Genomic DNA, 16155 nt, shown 5'->3' on the forward strand with positions numbered 1-16155 from the left:
CTCACGGGGCCATCGACCCCGCGTGCAGCAGGGCCTCGATGACGACCTCGCGCCACGAGCGGGCGGTCCGGGCCGTGCGGCAGGACGCGCCGCCGCAGCGGCACTCCCAGACCCAGCGCCCGTGCTGGCGCCGGACCGACGGGTGGTGGTGGGCGGTGTCGTGGGGGTGGCGGGTCCGCATCGTGGGCTCCTCGGGTCGTCGGGTCCCTGCCACGGTGCCGCCGGCACGCGCCCGGGTCTGTGCCCGCGCGGACGCTGCGAGTGTCTCGGGGATGACACGGCGCCGCTCCGGGTGCTCCACTGTCGAGGTGGAGATCGACCTGCTCGGCGGGGTCCCGGACCCGGCCCGGCGTGCCCTGCTCGCGGCCGCCGTGCGGCGCCGGTTCGAGCGCGGTGAGGTGGTCTTCCACGAGGGAGACCTCGCCGACACCGTGCACTGGGTCGTCGAGGGCCGCGTCGCCTCGCGCCGCACCACGCCCTCCGGGGACACGGTGATCCTGGCCGTCGTCGGCCCCGGCGAGCTCGTGGGGGAGATGGCGCTGCTCTCGCCGCGCGCCCGGCGCACGACGGCGGTCGTCGCCCTCGAGCCGGCCGTGACGATGGCGGTCGGGTTCGGCGACGTCGACCGCCTGCGCCGCCGGCACCCCGACCTCGACCGGCTGCTCCTCGACCTCCTCGCCCACCGGGTGCGCCGCCTGTCCGACCACCTGCTCGACGCCCTCCACGTCCCGGCCGGACAACGTGTCGTGCGGCGCCTCGCCGAGCTCGGCGCGACGTACGGGGCTGGCTCGTCGGGGGAGGTGGTCGTCCGCCTGACGCAGAGCGAGATCGGCGAGCTCGCGGGGTCGTCGCGGCCGGTGACGAACCAGGTCCTGCGCCGGCTCGAGGAGGATGGTCTGGTCCGGCTCGGCCGGGGTGCGGTCACGCTCCTCGACCCGGCGGGCCTGGTGCGCCGCGCGGCCTCCTGACCGCAGGCGCCCGCACGCCGACGGGTGGCACCCGTGCTCCCGACCCGTCGGACCGGCGCGGCGCTATCGTCGGCGGATGGACAGCCCCTCGGCCACGGCCGCGGCCCTCGAGCCGCTCGAGACGACCTTCTCCTCCGTCCTGTGCGTCGTGGCGCACCCCGACGACATCGAGTACGGGACGGCCGCCGCCGTGCACCGCTGGGTCGGCGAGGGCGCCACGGTGCGCTACTTCCTCCTCACCCGTGGTGAGGCCGGCATCGACACGATGGACCCCGCGGGGGCCGGGCCGGCGCGCGAGGCCGAGGAGCGGGAGAGCGCCCGGCGCGTGGGGGTGGAGGACGTCGCGTTCGGGGACCACCCGGACGGGGCGATCGAGTACGGGGTGGCGCTGCGCCGCGACATCACCCGCGCGATCCGCCGGACCCGCCCCGACCTCGTCGTCGCGCAGACGTGGGACCTGCGGTTCGCCGGCGGGATGGTCAACCAGGCCGACCACCGGGCCGTCGGCCTGGCCACCCTCGACGCCGTCGCCGACGCGGGCAACCGCTGGCTGCACCGCGACCTCGACGCCGAGGGGCTCCAGCCGTGGGGTGGCGTCACGGCGGTCGCCGTCGCCGGGTCACCGACGCCGACGCACTTCGTCGACGTGTCGGGTGAGCACTTCGAGGCCGCCGTGCACTCGCTCGAGGCGCACGAGGCGTACAACTCGGTGCTGCCGGAGGACTTCCCGAAGCCTCGCGCGCTGCTCCAGATGATCCTCGGGGGAGGCGGGGAGCGGGTCGGGGTCGAGCACGCCGCCCTCTTCGACGTCATCCGCCGCGGCTGACGCTCCTCAGGCGTTCGCGCAGGTCAGCGACCCTGCAGCCGGGCCACCCACGCCTCGACGTCGTCGGCGCTGCGCGGCATCGAGGCCGAGAGGTTCTCGCACCCGTCCTCGGTGACGACGACGTCGTCCTCGATGCGGATGCCGATGCCGCGGAACCGCTCGGGCGCCTTGAGGTCGTCGGCCTTGAAGTAGAGCCCGGGCTCGACGGTGAGGACCATGCCCGGTGCCAGCTCGGCGTCCATGTACTCCTCGCGGGTGGCGAGGGAGCAGTCGTGGACGTCGAGGCCGAGGTGGTGGGAGGTGCCGTGGACCATCCAGCGGCGGTGGTACTGGCCGTGCTCCTTGTCGAGCGTGGCCTCGACGTCGATGCCCTCGGGCAGCAGGCCCCACCCGTGCAGGTGCTCGGCGATGACGCGGATGGCGGCGGCGTGCACGTCGGAGAACCTGTTCCCGGGCTTCACCGCGGCGATGCCGGCCTCCTGCGCGGCGTACACGGCCTCGTAGACCTCGCGCTGGGCGTCGGTGAAGGTGCCGTCGACGGGCAGGGTGCGCGTGATGTCGGCGGTGTACAGGCTGTCGACCTCGACCCCGGCGTCGATGAGGACGAGCTCTCCCTCGCGGACCTCGCCGGTGTTCCGGACCCAGTGCAGGGTGTTGGCGTGGTCGCCGGCGGCGCAGATCGAGTCGTAGCCGACCCCGTTGCCGCCGTGCCGGGCGTACAGGCCGAACGTCCCCTCGAGCCACCGCTCCCCGCGGCCCCTGGCCACGGCCTCGGGCAGCGCGGCGACCATCGCCTCGAAGCCGACCTCGGTCGCGTCGACGGCGGCCCGCAGCTGCTCGACCTCGTACGCGTCCTTGACCATCCGCAGGTGGGAGATGGTGTGGGCGAGGGCGTCGTCGGACTCGACGAGTGTCTCCTCGGCGGCGCCGTTCTCGACCCGGGTGGTGTCGAGGCGGGCCGTGAGCTCCTTGTCGGCGTCGCGGACGACGCGCACGGTGACCTCGCCGGCGTCCTTGGCGACGGCGGCGTCGAGCTCGTCGATGTGCCGCCCGGTGATCCCCAGCTCGACCTCGAGGTCCTCGATGGTGGGGCGCGCGCCCACCCAGAACTCGCCGTAGCGGGCGTCGGCGAAGAACTCGTCGGTGTCGCGGTCGGCGAGGGGGCGGAAGTACAGGACGGCCTCGTGGCCGGTGTCCTCGCCGTCGTCGCCCACGATCGGCTCGAGGACGAGCACGGCGTCGGGCTCGCGGTCGGCGCCGAGGCCGGTGAGCCACGCGAACGCCGTGTGCGGGCGGAAGACGTAGTCGGTGTCGTTGCTGCGGACCTTGAGCCCACCGGCCGGGATGACGAGGCGCTGCCTGGGGTAGGCGGCGCTCAGGACCTCCCGGCGGGCAGCCGCCCAGGGAGCGGAAGGGGCCTGCTCGGTGGCGGTCGGGCGTCGCGGGGCCCAGTCCTCGCGCACGAACGCGCGGAACTCGTCGGTGGTCGCCCGGGCGCGGTTGTCGGCCTGCTTCTGCTCTTCACTCACCCCGCCATGCTGCCACGGGAGGGGTGTGAGACCGACCACGCCCTGACCCGCTCGGTTTGCGATCGCGTCGCCGATCTGGTCAGACTGGACGGATGGGCAGGCACAGTGCACCGCGTCGTCGGGGACCGATCATGGTCACCGGGACGGCCGCAGGACTCCTGACCGCGACCGGTCTCGTCGTGGGCTTCTCCCCCGAGCTGGGCACCCACGGGCTGGACCGTCCTCCGACCGCACGGGCGGCCGAGCCGATCGACCTGACGTCGACCACGCCGACCTCCACCCCCAGCTCCACGCCGTCGACGACCCCCTCCCCGGAGGAGACGGCGACAACCCGGGCGCGGTCCACGGACGGCACGGCCTCGCGGAGCTCGACGCGCACGAGCGCGCCGACGACCGAGGCGGAGCCCACGCCGACCCCCACCGAGACGGCGAAGAACTCCCCGAACCCCAACTCGACGAAGAAGCCGGGCAACGGCGGCGGTGGTGCCGACTCGAGCACCGCGTCGGCGACCACCTCCACGGACGAGACGACCGAGGACCCGGGCCTGCTCGCCGGGACGATCGGCTCCCTCCCGATCCTGCCGTGACCGACGAGGGGACGCTGGCCGATCGCCTGCGTGCCCACTTCGGCCACCGCGACCACCTCTACGGCGTCCTCCTCGCGGAGCTGGCCGACGACTGGGACGCCGGCGGCCTCGCTCGCGAGCTCTTCGAGGGGTGGGAGGACGCCCCGGCCCGCCAGTTCCCCCAGCTCCGACTCCTCGCCGGGCTGTTCCGCATCGTGCTGCGCGGCGACGCCCCCCACCTCGAGGGCTACTACCCCTGCCTGGGCGGCGACCTGGACGCCGAGGACGCCTGGGCGGCGGTGCGCCCCGTCCTCGCCGCCCACGTGGTCGAGCTGCACGAGGCGCTCTCCGAGGCGCCCCAGACCAACGAGCCGGCACGGACCGCGGGGCTGCTCGTCGGCCTCGCCGAGGCGGTTCGATCGAGCGGGCTGCGGCGGGTCCGGCTCCTCGAGCCGGGGGCGTCGGCCGGGCTCGGCCTCCTCGTCGACGGGTACCGCTTCGTCGGCGACGACTGGGCCGCAGGCCCGCAGGACAGCCCGTTCGTCGTCGAGGGCTGCGGCCTCCCGGGCTTCCGTCCCGAGCGGTTCGAGGTCGTGGGGCGGCGCGGCTGCGACCTCGCCCCCGTCGACGCCACGACCGCCGAGGGCGCCGCGTACCTCACCTCCTTCGTGTGGCCGTGGCACCTCGACCGGCACCGCAGGCTGGCGGCCGCGCTGGACGTCGCCGGCCGGCTCCGCCCGGCCGTCGACGCCGCCGGGGCCGCGTCCTGGGTGTCCGAGCAGCTCGCGGCACCGACGGCCGACGACGTCCTGACGGTGGTCTGGCACTCGGTGACCCGCCTCTACTGGCCCGCGGAGGAGACGGCCGCGACGGAGGCGGCGATCGACGCGGCCCGGAGCCGGATGCCGCTCGCGCACGTCGCGTACGAGCACCCGCTCCCCGAGGGGTCCGGCGCTCCGGTCGGGATGCCGCTCGTCGAGGTGGACGGCCGCGTGGTCGCGGAGGGCGACCACCACGGCCCGCCCCTACGCTGGCCCCGATGACCGAGCCCGCCCGCCCACCGCGACCCCCACGCCCGCCGCGCAGCCGCGCCGAGGCCCGGCTGGTCCAGCGGCCCTCGCCGGCCGTCATCGCCCGCCGCCGCCTCGTCGTCGGCGGTGGCGCCGTCCTCGGCCTCGGCGCCCTCGGCTACGGCGTCTCGGAGCTCGTGGGCGGGGATGCCGCGACGTCGGCGGCGCCGTCGCCCAGGGCGACAGGGTCCTCGGCCACCGGTTCCGCGACGCCCACTGCCTCGCCGGCGGCGTCGCCGTCCCCGTCGCCGTCGACGCCCACCGCCGCGGCCGTCGTGGAGGCGCCCCGGCTCACCGCCCGCCTCGAGGACTACCTCGACGAGCGGCGCGGGACCCTCGGGCTCCAGCTCGTGGACCTCGACCGCAACCAGGTCTTCCGCTTCCGGGCCGAGCCCGGGCTGTGCTACAGCACGATCAAGGTCCTCATCCTCACGACGGTGCTGCGGCTGGGCCAGGAGGACGGCAAGCAGCTCAGCGAGCGCCAGCGCGGGCTCGCCGAGCGGATGATCACGCGCAGCGACAACGCGGCCACCGAGACCCTCCTCGCCCAGGTCGGCCGCCCGGAGGTCGAGCGCGTCGCCGGCCTGGTCGGGATGAAGGAGACCGAGATCGACACCGGCTGGTGGGGGCACTGGCGCACCGTGCCGGGCGACCTCGACACCATGGTGTCGGCCGTGCTGTCCAGCGACGCCGTCCTCGACGGCGCTCGCCGCGCGACGGCCCGGTTCATGATGGCCGACGTCGTCGACGAGCAGCGGTGGGGCGTCTTCGCGCCCGAGGGCGACGACGTGTACGTCGCCGGCAAGAACGGCTGGGGCCCGATGCCCGACGGGTACCACCTCAACACGACGGGCTGGGTCGTGGGGGAGGGGCGCGAGTACGTCCTCGGCGTGCTCTCGACGAGCCCGCGCGGGTTCCGGTACGGCCGTGAGACGATCTCGTCGGTCGCGCGTCTGTGCCACGACGCGCTCGGGGAGGAGCTGGCATGAGGGAGGAAGCCCGCGCGGGTGAGGCGTCCGCGACGGCCGGACGGCGCGCACTGGTCCTCGGGGGGACGGTGGGCCTCGGCCTCGGAGCGCTGGGCCTGTGGTCCGCGGCGCCGGCGTCCGCCCTCGTCGACCCCGGAGCCCGCCGCATCTGGTCGCCGTCCCTCGACCGCGGTGACCCCGTGTCGTCGGCCGGCCCGCGCGGCGTCCTCGTCCGGGCCCACGACACCCGGGCCGAGCTGACCGCCGCCCTCGACCGGTACATGGCCACCCGCGTCGGGGTCGCCGGGCTGTCGGTGCGCGACAACCGCAACGGGCGGTCCTACGCCTGGCGCCCCCGGACCGCCCAGACGCACAGCGCCATCAAGGTGCTGATCCTCGTGGCCACGCTCAAGGTCGCCCAGGACCGCGGGCGCGAGCTGACGGCCACACAGAAGGCGCAGTGCTCCCGGATGATCCGCTACTCCGACAACGACGCCACCGACGCGCTGATGGTGGCCGTCGGCGCCCCGTACTGCCAGCGCGTCGCGAACGCCCTCGGGATGACGAGCACGACGGTGTTGGGCGGCACCGGTTTCCGCTCGGCCACGTGGTGGGGACACTCGACCTCGACGACCCGCGACCTCCTCGTCCTCGAGGACTCGCTGCTGCGCACGAGCTACCTGACGCACTCGCGGCGGGCCTACGCGCGCGGGCTCATGGCGTCGGTGACCTCGACCCAGACGTGGGGGCTCGGTGACGGGCTGCCGTCCGACGTCCACGTCGAGCTGAAGAACGGGTGGGGCCCGCGCACCGACGGCTACCGGCTCAACGGGCTCGGCCACGTCAACGGCCGCGGCCGCAGCTACCAGATGTCGTTCCTGTCGACGACCAAGGGCGGCTACTCGTACGGGCAGACGACCGTGAACCGGTTGTCCCGCATCGTGTTCGACGAGCTCGCGTACCCGCTGAACTGAGGTCGCCCGGCCGGGGGCGGCTACTCGACGTCCACCCAGTCGAGGGTGCGTTCGACCGCCTTGCGCCACCCCGCGTAGCCGTCGCGGCGCTGCTCGTCGGTCCAGCGCGGCTCCCAGCGCTCGTCCTCCGACCACTTGGCGCGCAGCTCGTCGGTGTCCTGCCAGAAGCCGGTCGCGAGGCCGGCGGCGTAGGCCGCGCCGAGGGCGGTGGTCTCCGGGACGGTCGGCTTGGACACGGGGACGCCGAGGATGTCGGCCTGCAGCTGCATGCACAGCCGGTTCGCCGTGATGCCGCCGTCGACCTTGAGCGTCGTCAGCTCGACACCGGAGTCGGCGGCCATCGCGTCGACGACGTCCTTGCTCTGGTAGCAGATCGCCTCGAGGGTGGCGCGGGCGAGGTGGGCGTTGGTGTTGAACCGGGAGAGCCCGACGATGGCGCCGCGCGCGTCGCTGCGCCAGTACGGCGCGAAGAGCCCGCTGAACGCCGGGACGAAGTAGACCCCGCCGGTGTCCTCGACCTGGGCGGCGAGCGTCTCGACCTCCGACGCCCCGCTGATGATGCCGAGCTGGTCGCGCAGCCACTGGACCGCGCTGCCCGTCACGGCGATCGAGCCCTCCAGCGCGTAGACCGGCTTCGCGTCGCCGAGCTGGTAGGCGACGGTGGTGAGCAGGCCGTTCTCGCTGCGGACGAGCTCCTCGCCGGTGTTGAGCAGGAGGAAGTTGCCGGTGCCGTAGGTGTTCTTCGCCTCGCCCTTGGCGAAGCACACCTGGCCGACGGTCGCGGCCTGCTGGTCGCCGAGGACCCCGGCGATGGGCACCGGGGTGCGCCCGCGCCCTCCGGTCGTCGTGCCGAAGGCCTCGGGGTGGCTGCTCGGGTGGATCGTGGGCAGCATCTCGCGCGGGATGCCGAAGAAGCCGAGCAGCTCGTCGTCCCAGTCGAGCGTCGTGAGGTCCATGAGCATCGTGCGGCTGGCGTTCGTGACGTCGGTGACGTGGAGGCCGCCGTCGGGGCCGCCGGTGAGGTTCCAGACGACCCAGGTGTCGGGGGTGCCGAAGAGGGCGTCGCCGCGCTCGGCGGCCTCGCGGGCCCCCTCGACGTTCTCGAGGACCCACTGCACCTTGCCGGCGCTGAAGTACGTCGCCGGCGGCAGGCCGGCCTTGTGGCGGATGACGTCGCCGCGGCCGTCGGCGTCGAGGGCCTTGGCGATCGAGTCGGTGCGGGTGTCCTGCCAGACGATGGCGTTGTGGAGCGGGCGTCCGGTGCGCCGGTCCCAGACGATGGCCGTCTCGCGCTGGTTGGTGATGCCGATGGCGTGCAGGTCGGCACCGGTGAGGCCCGCCCTCGTGAGGGCGCTGCCGATGACGGTCTGGGTCCGGTCCCAGATCTCCAGCGGGTTGTGCTCGACCCACCCGGCGCGGGGGAGGACCTGCTCGTGCTCGAGCTGGTGGCTCGCCACGGGAGCCCCGTCGTGGTCGAACACGATGAACCGCGTGCTCGTCGTGCCCTGGTCGACCGCGCCGATGAAGTCACCCATGCCCGCAGCGTATTCGTCCGACCCACGACGGTCGTGCCCGCTCGGGACGGTCGTCTCAGGCCGTGATGTGCGGACAGCGCCGTCACCGAACCTCCGGTCGGACCCCCGATATCGGGCGCCCGACCGGAGGTTCGGTGACATCGGCGGCCCGTCCGCCTCGTCATCCACAGGGCGAGGTGGTCAGGGACCCCGTCCACAGATCGCACGCGCCTCTCGCCACCCACGGGTCACCCGGCCAGCCTCGCAGGATGGATGACCGGCTGCTTCGCACCGCGCGATCGCTCGGCGGTGTCTTCTGTTCGGGTGATGCGCACCGCGTGGGGCTCGACGACCAGGAGGTCGACCGCCTCGTCGGTCGCGGTGAGGTCGTCCGGGTGCGGCGGGGCACCTTCGTCGTCGCCGAGGCGCTGCGCCGGGCGAGCCCCGAGGTGGCTTTCTCCCTGAGGGTGCGGGCCGTCCTCAGGGCGCGCGGCGAGAACGTCGCGGCGAGCCACCAGTCGGCACTGGCCCTCCACCGACTGCCGTTGCATCGTGTCGACCTCGCTCGAATCGACCTCGTCGCCGACGTGCCGCGGTGCCGCACCAAGGCGGGCGTCACGACGCATCCGGACCGCGAGGTCAGGGTCGAGACCGTGGACGGATGGCGCGCCGTCTGCGCCAGCAGCGCGCTGGTGCAGGTCGCAGCCGCGAGCGGCCTGGCATCCGGCGTGGTCGCGATGGACGCAGCGCTGCACCGCGGGGTCTGCTCACGGTCGGAGCTGGCGGCGGCGGCGGCGTCGTTGCCCCTGCGTGGGGCCGGAGCAGCCTTGCGCGCCGTGGCGCGCGTCGACCCGTCGAGCGAGTCGGTGGGCGAGACCCTGACCAGGCTCCTGCTCGGCGACCTCGGCCTCGCGCCCAGGTCCCAGGTCGAGATCCGTGATGCCCTGGGCGTCCTCGTCGGTCGGGCCGACTTCGTCGTCGGCGAGTGGGTGGTGGTCGAGTTCGACGGAGCCGTCAAGTACGCGGGCGCGGACGGGCGGGAGGCACTGGTCGCCGAGAAGCGTCGCGAGTCGCGACTGGTCGAGCTCGGGTTCGAGGTCGTCCGCCTGACCTGGGCCGACCTCGACGACCCGACCGAGGTCCTGCGGCGGATCCGCGCAGCCCGGGCCCGGGTGCTCCTGCGGCACTCCTCGTGAGCAGACCGTCCCGGGACCCCGTCTGCCACCGAACCTCCGTCGTGCCACCCGATATCGGGCGTCCGAACGGAGGTTCGGTGGCGGACGGGGGAGGTCGGCGCCGTCATGGCGCAGATCCGGTGTGGGGAAGGGCACGCCGTGGCGGGCTGCTCATCGGTGGCCGGGCACGGGAGGATGGCCGGACCACGCCGATCGAAGGAGACATGACGTGCAGTTCGGGCGGAGCTACGAGGAGTTCGAGGTCGGGGCGACCTACAAGCACTGGCCCGGCAAGACGGTCACCGAGTACGACGACCACCTGTTCTGCCTCCTGACGATGAACCACCACCCCCTGCACCTCGACAGCCACTACGCGCAGGAGTCCACGCAGTTCGGCAGGAACGTCGTCGTCGGCAACTACGTCTACTCGATCCTGCTCGGGATGTCGGTCCCGGACGTCAGCGGCAAAGCCATCGCGAACCTGGAGATCGAGAGCCTGCGCCACGTCGCGCCCACCTTCCACGGCGACACCCTCTACGGCGAGACGACCGTCCTGGACAAGTGGGAGAGCACGAGCAAGGACGACCGGGGTGTGGTCCACGTCGAGACGATCGGCTACAACCAGGACGGCACGGTCGTGTGCATCTTCCGCCGCAAGGTCATGGTCCCGAAGGAGAGCCACCTCGCGGCCCGCGGGGGCGAGCAGCCCGGGCGCCCGACGCCGGTGCCCGACCGCAGCTGGCCCGGCCCGGCCGCCGCCACGGACCCCGCCTCCTGAGGTCCCGCCGCGCCGGGGGGACGCGGACGGGGCCCACTACGCTGGCGAGGTGCCGATCGACCTCCACACGCACTCCAGCGCGAGCGACGGGACCGAGGCCCCGGCCCTCGTCGTCGAGCGGGCCGCGGAGGCCGGCATCGACACCATCGCCCTCACCGACCACGACACGACGATGGGGTGGGACGAGGCGGCCGCAACCGCGCGCCGGTTGGGGGTCACCCTGGTGCGCGGCATCGAGGTCAGCTGCACCCGTGGCTGGCAGAGCATCCACCTGCTCGCCTACCTCCCCGACGACCGGCACCCCGACCTCGTCGCCGAGCTCGAGCGCGCCCGCGACAGCCGGGACCACCGCCTGGACCGCATGGTCGAGAAGATGGCGCGCGACGGCATCCCGGTCACGGTCGAGGCCGTGCGCGCGGAGGTCGAGGACGGTGCGACGGTCGGGCGCCCGCACATCGCGGACGCCCTCGTGACCTCCGGTGTCGTCGGCCACCGCGACGAGGCGTTCGCCCGGTGGCTCGGCAACGACAGCCCCTACTACGTGCCCCACTACGCCCCCGACCCCGTGCGTGCCGTCGAGATCGTGCGGGCCGCCGGCGGTGTGCCCGTCATCGCGCACGCCTGGTCCGGCACGCGGGGGCGGGTCGTGTCCGACCGCGTCATCCGCGAGATGGCGGACGCGGGGATGGCCGGCATCGAGGTGCACCACCGCGACCACGACGAGGACGCCGTCGCCCATCTGGGCGCGCTCGCCCGCCGCCTCCGGCTCCTGGCGACGGGCAGCAGCGACTACCACGGCGAGGGCAAGCTCAACCGGCTCGGCGAGCACACGACCGACCCCGACGTGCTCGCCGCCATCGAGGACCTCGCGAGCGGGACCGAGGTGGTCCGGCCGTGAGCTGGTTCGACGTCGCGCTGTTCACCTCGACCTTCGTGACGCTCATCGTCATCCTCGACCCGCCGGGCGCCATCCCGATCTTCCTCGCGCTGACCGGACCGCTCCCGCCGGCGCAGAAGGCCGCGGCCGCGCGGCGGGCCTCGCTCGTCGCGCTCGGCGTCATCGCCTCGTTCGCGGTCTTCGGGCAGCGGATCCTGGACTACCTGCACATCTCGCTGCCGGCCCTGCAGGCGAGCGGTGGCCTGCTGCTCCTCATCGTCGCGCTCCAGCTGCTGACCGGGGCCGAGTCCGAGCAGCACGCGGATGCCGGGGTCAACGTCGCGCTCGTGCCGCTCGGCACCCCGCTGCTGGCGGGCCCGGGCGCCATCGTCGCGACGATGCTCGCGGTGCAGGGCGCGGAGGACGCCGGGGGAGTGGTCGCCGTCGGCACGGCCCTCGTCGCGGCGCTGCTCGTCGTCTTCCTGACGTTCCGGTTCGCGAGCCCGCTCGCCCGGGTCCTCAAGGACAGCGGCATCGTCCTGCTGAGCCGGATCGCCGGCCTGCTGCTGTCGGCGATCGCCGTGCAGATGGTCGCCGACGCGGTGCGTGCCTTCGCCGCCGGCGAGGGCTAGCCGAGCTCGTCGAGGACGGCCGGCAGCACCTCGTGCATGTCGCCGATGACCGCGTAGTCGGCCTTGGTGACCATCGGGGCGTCGGGGTCGGTGTTGACGGCGATGATCGTCTTGCTCGACGCGCAGCCGGCCCAGTGCTGGATGGCGCCGGAGATGCCGCAGGCGATGTACAGGTCGGGCGCGATCCGCGAGCCGGTCTGGCCGACCTGCTCGTGGTGGGGCCGCCAGCCGAGCGAGGTGACGACGCGCGAGACGCCCACCGCGCCGCCGAGGCGCGCCGCGAGCCTCTCGACGTCACCGAACCCGTCGGGCCCGCCGGCGCCGCGGCCGCCGCCGACGACGACCCGCGCGGACGTCAGCCCGGAGGCGTCGCCGGACTCGCGGTTCTCGGTGCGCACGACCTGGGCGCGCAGGTCCTTGGGGCCGACGGTCACCGTGAGCGGGGAGACGGTCGCCGCACCGGGCGAGGCCGCGGCCGAGGGCTCGACCGCGTGCCCGGCCATCGACATCAGGCGCACGCGCGAGTCGACCGTGGCGCGCTCGAGCGCGGCGCCGCCGACGACCTGTCGCTGCACCACGAGCGGCGTCAGCGACTCGACCGAGACGACGTTGGCGGCCATCCGCAGGTTGCGCCGGGCCGCGACGTGCGCGAGCACCTCGTTGCCCCGGCCCGTGCCGGGCGCGACGACGAGGTCGGCCCGGGCGGCCCGCCCGGCGGCCTCGACGACCGCAGCCCAGGCGGCCGCGGCGTACCGGGACAACGCGGGGTCGTCGGCGGTGTGGACGACGGCCACGCCGGACTCGGCGCAGTCGGCGACGAGGGGGTCGGGGGCGGGACCCACGACGACGGCGTGGAGGTCGCCCGCGCCGAGCCCGCGGGCGAAGGTCAGGGCCTCGCGGGAGACGAGCGACGCGCGCCCCTCCTCGACCTCGACGAGCACGAGGACGCTCATCGCGACACCACCCCCAGCTCACGCAGGACCCCGACGAGGGCGGGCGCCGCGGCGGCACCCTCCCCGAGGACGGTCACCTGGCTCGGCGGCGCCTCGGGCACCGTGAGCGCCTCGCGCCCCGACCCGACGGGGCTCCCGGTCCACGCGATGGTCTCGACGGGCGCCTTCTTCGCGCGCATCCGGCCCATGACACTCGGGTAGCGCGGCGCCACGCCGCCCTCCATGACGGTGACGACCGCGGGCAGCTCGACGTCGAACACCTCGGTGCCGTCGGGTCCCTCACCGCGCAGGGTGGCCCGGCCGGAGGAGACCTCGACCGTCTGGATGCCGGCCACCACGGGGCGGTCGAGCAGGTACGCGAGCCGGACCCCGACCTGGAAGTCGCCGGTGTCGGCGGCGTCGTTGCCGAGGAGGACGAGGTCGTACGTCGTTCCCGCCTCCGCACGGGACGCCACGGCCGCGGCGATGGCGGACGCCACGTCGGCCGGGCCCAGCAGGTCGGCGTCGGCCTCGACGAGGATCCCGTCGGTGGCGCCGACCGCGATGCCGGCCCGCACCTGCTCCAGGCTGTCCTCGGAGCCCACCGACAGCACGGTGACGACGCCGTCGGTGCCCTCGGTGAGGGACACGGCGAGGGCGACCGCGGCCTCCTCGTGGGCGCTCGTCGTGTAGCCGGCGTACCGTCCGTCGACGCGCATCCCGTCGGCGGTGAGGACGACCTCGCCGGTGGGGTCGGGGACCCGCTTGACGCAGACGAGGACGTTGGTCACGCGAGCCCCCGGATGCGAGCGTTCTCCGGGTCGAAGAGTGGCGTCGCGTCGACCGCGGCGACCGTGACCGGGTAGAGCTCCTCCATGTACGACACGGCGAGCTGGTTGCCCACCGTGGCCTCCGACGGTGGCAGGAACGCCATGAGGACGTGCTTGCCCAGGCTCGGGGCCGACCCGGCGGTCGTGACGTACGGGTGGCGGCCGTGGCCGTCGGTGAGGGTGCCGCCGTCGCGGGTGAGGATCGGCTCACCGCCGAGCATGTAGCGCTTCACGCCGCTCGCGGAGGTGTGGTCGTCGACGGTGAGCGAGCAGAGGACGGCCCGGGGCGCCTCGGCGGCCTGGGCGACGACGGCCTCCTTGCCGATGAAGTCCTGCTCCTTCCACCTGGCCCGGGACATGCCGGTCTCCATGAGGGTGCGCTCGGTGTCGAGCTCGTACCCGTAGGCGCGGTAGCCCTTCTCGATGCGGCCGGTCGTGCCGTAGACGCCGATGCCGACGGGCACCATCCCGAGGGGGGTCCCGACCTCGAGGAGGCGGTCCCACAGGGCCGCACCGGACTCCATCGGGGTGTAGAGCTCCCAGCCGTACTCGCCGACGTACGAGATGCGCGACGCGAGGACGTGGAGGGAGCCGACCTCGATCTCGCGGCAGGTGCCGAACGGGAAGCCCTGGTGCGAGACGTCGGCGTCGGTGACGGCGGACAGGATCTCGCGCGCCTTCGGGCCCCAGAGGCCGATGGTCGTCCACGCGGAGGTGAGGTCGACGACGACCGCGCCACCGTCCTCGGGCATGCGGTCGGAGAACCACTTCTTGTCGGCCATGCCGTGCGCGCCGCCGGTGACGACCCGGAAGCGGTCGTGCGCCAGGCGCATGACGGTGAGGTCGGATCGGAAGCCGCCCGTCTCGTCGAGGACCGGGGTGTAGACGACGCGGCCGATCCGCACGTCGGCCTGCGCGACGATGATCCGCTGCACGGCCTCGAGCGCCCGGGGACCGATGACGTCGAAGATCGCGAACGCGGACAGGTCGACGAGGCCGGCGGTCTCGCGCATCTGGAGGTGCTCGGCGTTGATGATCGGGCTCCACCAGCGCGCGTCCCACTCGTGCTCGCGCGGCATCGTCGCCTCGGGGCCGAACGTGTCGACCAGCGCGGCGTTCGAGGCGTACCAGTGCGGGCGCTCCCAGCCGGCGGTCTCGTAGAAGACCGCGCCGAGCTCCTTCTGGGAGGCGTGCATCGGGGCGAGCCGCACGCCCCGGTCGCTCTCGTACTGCTCGGAGGGGTGGACGATCCCGTAGGTCTTCTGGAACGACTCGCCCGTGCGCGCCTTGACGTGCGCGCGGGTCCGCTGGTGGGGGTGGAACCGGGCGATGTCGGAGTGGCCGAGGTCGATCTCGGGGTTGCCGTGCGTCATCCACTCGGCGACGGCGCGTGCAGTGCCCGGGCCCTCCTTGATCCACACGGCGGCGGCCGACCAGAGGCCCTTGACCTCGGGGGTCTCCCCGAGGATCGGGAAGCCGTCCGGGGTCAGTGACAGCAGCCCGTTGATGGCGTAGCGGATCTCGGCGCGCTCGTCGCCGAGGAGCTCGGGCATCAGCTCGAGGGCCTGCTCGAGCTGGGGGTCGAAGTCGTCCTCGGTGAAGGGCAGCTCGGTGGGCGAGAGCTTGCTCTGCTCGATCGAGGGGATGTCCTCGGGGTCCCAGAGGATCGCGCGGTGGGCGTAGGAGCCGACCTCCATGTCCGAGCCGTGCTGGCGCTCGTAGCAGAAGGTGTCCATGTCGCGCACGATCGGGAAGCTGATCTCGCCGGGCTTCTCGGCGAGCACCTCGCAGGGGCCGACCGAGATCATCTGGTGCACGGCCGGGGTGAGCGGGATGTGGGCCCCCGCCATGCGCGCGATCTTCGGGCTCCACACGCCGCAGCAGATGACGACCGTCTCGGCCTCGATGCGCCCCTGGTTCGTCTCCACCGCGCGGATCCGGCCGTCGACCACCTCCATGCCGGTGACCTCGACGTTCGGGACGGTGGTCAGCGCACCCTTGTCGATGGCGCGGTCGCGCATGATCGTCCCCGCGCGCAGGCTGTCGACGACGCCGACCGTGGGGAACCACGCCGCGCCGACGATGACGTCCTTGTCGAGGAAGGGCACCTTCTCGGCGACCTGCTCGGGGGTGACGAGCTCGGCGGGGATGCCCCACGCCTTGGCGCTGCTCATCCGGCGCCGCAGCTCCTCCATCCGCTCCTCGGTGCGTGCCACCTCGAACCCACCGGACTCGGTGAAGACGCCGAGCTCCTTGTACTGGCGCATCGAGTCGAGGGTGATGTCGGCGAACTCGCGCGAGTGGTCGACGGGGAAGATGAAGTTGCTCGCGTGGCCGGTGGAGCCGCCGGGGTTCGGCAGGGGGCCCTTGTCGAGCTGGACGATGTCGGTCCAGCCGAGCTCGGCGAGGTGGTACGCGAGCCCGTTCCCGACGATGCCGGCCCCGATGACGACGCAGCGGGCGGAGGCGGGGAGAGCGGCCATCGTGGGTCCTTCCAGTGGTGCGTATAGCGCAAC

Annotated in this window: 16 protein-coding genes; 10 read left to right on the plus strand and 6 right to left on the minus strand. The window is 73.7% G+C overall.

Going from position 1 to position 16155, the window contains the following annotated elements:
* Position 1 precedes the first annotated feature (1 nt).
* The gene (locus ACK8HX_RS15105) at positions 2-181 is read right to left on the minus strand and encodes a hypothetical protein (protein ID WP_411941548.1); all 180 of its coding nucleotides are present in this window, start codon (positions 179-181) and stop codon (positions 2-4) included.
* Positions 182-308: 127 nt separating this feature from the next.
* Between ACK8HX_RS15105 and ACK8HX_RS15110 the strand changes: the two genes are divergently transcribed.
* Together ACK8HX_RS15110 and ACK8HX_RS15115 are read left to right on the plus strand one after the other, a co-directional pair.
* Complete coding sequence (locus tag ACK8HX_RS15110) at positions 309-968, plus strand: Crp/Fnr family transcriptional regulator (RefSeq protein WP_411941549.1); 660 nt, start codon at positions 309-311, stop codon at positions 966-968.
* Between the two features lie 76 nt (positions 969-1044).
* Positions 1045-1794 carry a PIG-L deacetylase family protein gene (locus ACK8HX_RS15115; protein WP_411941550.1) on the plus strand — a complete coding sequence of 250 codons (750 nt, stop codon included), beginning with the start codon at positions 1045-1047 and terminating at the stop codon, positions 1792-1794.
* Between the two features lie 23 nt (positions 1795-1817).
* Here ACK8HX_RS15115 and ACK8HX_RS15120 read toward each other — a convergent pair whose 3' ends face one another.
* Entirely contained in the window at positions 1818-3323 is a 1506-nt protein-coding gene (locus ACK8HX_RS15120) for an aminopeptidase P family protein (RefSeq protein ID WP_411941551.1), read from the minus strand.
* A 131-nt stretch (positions 3324-3454) separates the two neighbouring features.
* On the opposite strand from ACK8HX_RS15120, the gene ACK8HX_RS15125 reads away from it, so the two are divergent.
* From ACK8HX_RS15125 to ACK8HX_RS15140, 4 genes are read left to right on the plus strand one after another with little or no spacing between them, the layout of a single operon-like run.
* Complete coding sequence (locus tag ACK8HX_RS15125) at positions 3455-3910, plus strand: hypothetical protein (RefSeq protein WP_411941552.1); 456 nt, start codon at positions 3455-3457, stop codon at positions 3908-3910.
* Entirely contained in the window at positions 3907-4932 is a 1026-nt protein-coding gene (locus ACK8HX_RS15130; protein ID WP_411941553.1) for a DUF2332 domain-containing protein, read from the plus strand. The genes ACK8HX_RS15125 and ACK8HX_RS15130 overlap by 4 nt, the downstream gene beginning before the upstream one ends.
* On the plus strand, positions 4929-5948 hold the full coding sequence (locus ACK8HX_RS15135) for a serine hydrolase (RefSeq protein WP_411941554.1): 1020 nt from the start codon (positions 4929-4931) through the stop codon (positions 5946-5948). Before ACK8HX_RS15130 ends, ACK8HX_RS15135 begins: the two co-directional genes overlap by 4 nt.
* Complete coding sequence (locus tag ACK8HX_RS15140) at positions 5945-6901, plus strand: serine hydrolase (RefSeq protein ID WP_411941555.1); 957 nt, start codon at positions 5945-5947, stop codon at positions 6899-6901. The genes ACK8HX_RS15135 and ACK8HX_RS15140 overlap by 4 nt, the downstream gene beginning before the upstream one ends.
* Before the next feature lie 20 nt (positions 6902-6921).
* On the opposite strand, the gene glpK is transcribed toward ACK8HX_RS15140, so the two are convergent.
* A complete protein-coding gene (gene glpK, locus ACK8HX_RS15145; RefSeq protein ID WP_411941556.1) occupies positions 6922-8436 on the minus strand; it encodes a glycerol kinase GlpK in 1515 nt (504 codons plus the stop codon).
* 248 nt (positions 8437-8684) lie between these two features.
* Between glpK and ACK8HX_RS15150 the strand changes: the two genes are divergently transcribed.
* The 4 genes from ACK8HX_RS15150 to ACK8HX_RS15165 all read left to right on the plus strand — a co-directional run bounded on the left by ACK8HX_RS15150 (position 8685) and on the right by ACK8HX_RS15165 (position 11877).
* Positions 8685-9611: a type IV toxin-antitoxin system AbiEi family antitoxin domain-containing protein gene (locus ACK8HX_RS15150; RefSeq protein WP_411941557.1), complete on the plus strand. Its 927-nt coding sequence runs from the start codon at positions 8685-8687 to the stop codon at positions 9609-9611.
* A 208-nt stretch (positions 9612-9819) separates the two neighbouring features.
* Positions 9820-10368, plus strand: coding sequence for a MaoC family dehydratase (locus tag ACK8HX_RS15155; RefSeq protein ID WP_411941558.1), 549 nt, complete (start codon positions 9820-9822; stop codon positions 10366-10368).
* A gap of 49 nt (positions 10369-10417) precedes the next feature.
* Positions 10418-11266 carry a PHP domain-containing protein gene (locus ACK8HX_RS15160; protein ID WP_411941559.1) on the plus strand — a complete coding sequence of 283 codons (849 nt, stop codon included), beginning with the start codon at positions 10418-10420 and terminating at the stop codon, positions 11264-11266.
* Positions 11263-11877 (plus strand): MarC family protein, encoded by a 615-nt coding sequence (locus ACK8HX_RS15165; RefSeq protein WP_411941560.1) that lies wholly within the window; start codon positions 11263-11265, stop codon positions 11875-11877. The genes ACK8HX_RS15160 and ACK8HX_RS15165 overlap by 4 nt, the downstream gene beginning before the upstream one ends.
* Here the strand turns inward: ACK8HX_RS15165 and ACK8HX_RS15170 are convergent.
* Genes ACK8HX_RS15170 through ACK8HX_RS15180 form a run of 3 tightly spaced genes read right to left on the minus strand, consistent with a single transcriptional unit; the run spans position 11874 to position 16122 of the window.
* The gene (locus tag ACK8HX_RS15170) at positions 11874-12830 is read right to left on the minus strand and encodes an electron transfer flavoprotein subunit alpha/FixB family protein (RefSeq protein ID WP_411941561.1); all 957 of its coding nucleotides are present in this window, start codon (positions 12828-12830) and stop codon (positions 11874-11876) included. The two genes, ACK8HX_RS15165 and ACK8HX_RS15170, sit on opposite strands and share 4 nt — an antisense overlap.
* Positions 12827-13600: an electron transfer flavoprotein subunit beta/FixA family protein gene (locus tag ACK8HX_RS15175; protein ID WP_411941562.1), complete on the minus strand. Its 774-nt coding sequence runs from the start codon at positions 13598-13600 to the stop codon at positions 12827-12829. Before ACK8HX_RS15175 ends, ACK8HX_RS15170 begins: the two co-directional genes overlap by 4 nt.
* Entirely contained in the window at positions 13597-16122 is a 2526-nt protein-coding gene (locus ACK8HX_RS15180) for a GcvT family protein (protein ID WP_411941563.1), read from the minus strand. Before ACK8HX_RS15180 ends, ACK8HX_RS15175 begins: the two co-directional genes overlap by 4 nt.
* Positions 16123-16155: the final 33 nt, after the last annotated feature.

Origin of the sequence: Oryzobacter faecalis, from assembly GCF_046764005.1 — a bacterium.
Classification (GTDB): Bacteria; Actinomycetota; Actinomycetes; order Actinomycetales; family Dermatophilaceae; genus Oryzobacter; species Oryzobacter faecalis.

Excerpts from the sequence above, each read along its gene's own strand:
- ACK8HX_RS15105 (WP_411941548.1), bottom strand. The coding sequence starts at position 181 with ATGCGGACCCGCCACCCCCACGACACCGCCCACCACCACCCGTCGGTC.
- ACK8HX_RS15150 (WP_411941557.1), top strand. The coding sequence starts at position 8,685 with ATGGATGACCGGCTGCTTCGCACCGCGCGATCGCTCGGCGGTGTCTTC.
- ACK8HX_RS15140 (WP_411941555.1), top strand. The coding sequence starts at position 5,945 with ATGAGGGAGGAAGCCCGCGCGGGTGAGGCGTCCGCGACGGCCGGACGG.
- ACK8HX_RS15170 (WP_411941561.1), bottom strand. The coding sequence starts at position 12,830 with ATGAGCGTCCTCGTGCTCGTCGAGGTCGAGGAGGGGCGCGCGTCGCTC.
- ACK8HX_RS15125 (WP_411941552.1), top strand. The coding sequence starts at position 3,455 with ATGGTCACCGGGACGGCCGCAGGACTCCTGACCGCGACCGGTCTCGTC.
- ACK8HX_RS15180 (WP_411941563.1), bottom strand. The coding sequence starts at position 16,122 with ATGGCCGCTCTCCCCGCCTCCGCCCGCTGCGTCGTCATCGGGGCCGGC.
- ACK8HX_RS15115 (WP_411941550.1), top strand. The coding sequence starts at position 1,045 with ATGGACAGCCCCTCGGCCACGGCCGCGGCCCTCGAGCCGCTCGAGACG.
- ACK8HX_RS15135 (WP_411941554.1), top strand. The coding sequence starts at position 4,929 with ATGACCGAGCCCGCCCGCCCACCGCGACCCCCACGCCCGCCGCGCAGC.
- glpK (WP_411941556.1), bottom strand. The coding sequence starts at position 8,436 with ATGGGTGACTTCATCGGCGCGGTCGACCAGGGCACGACGAGCACGCGG.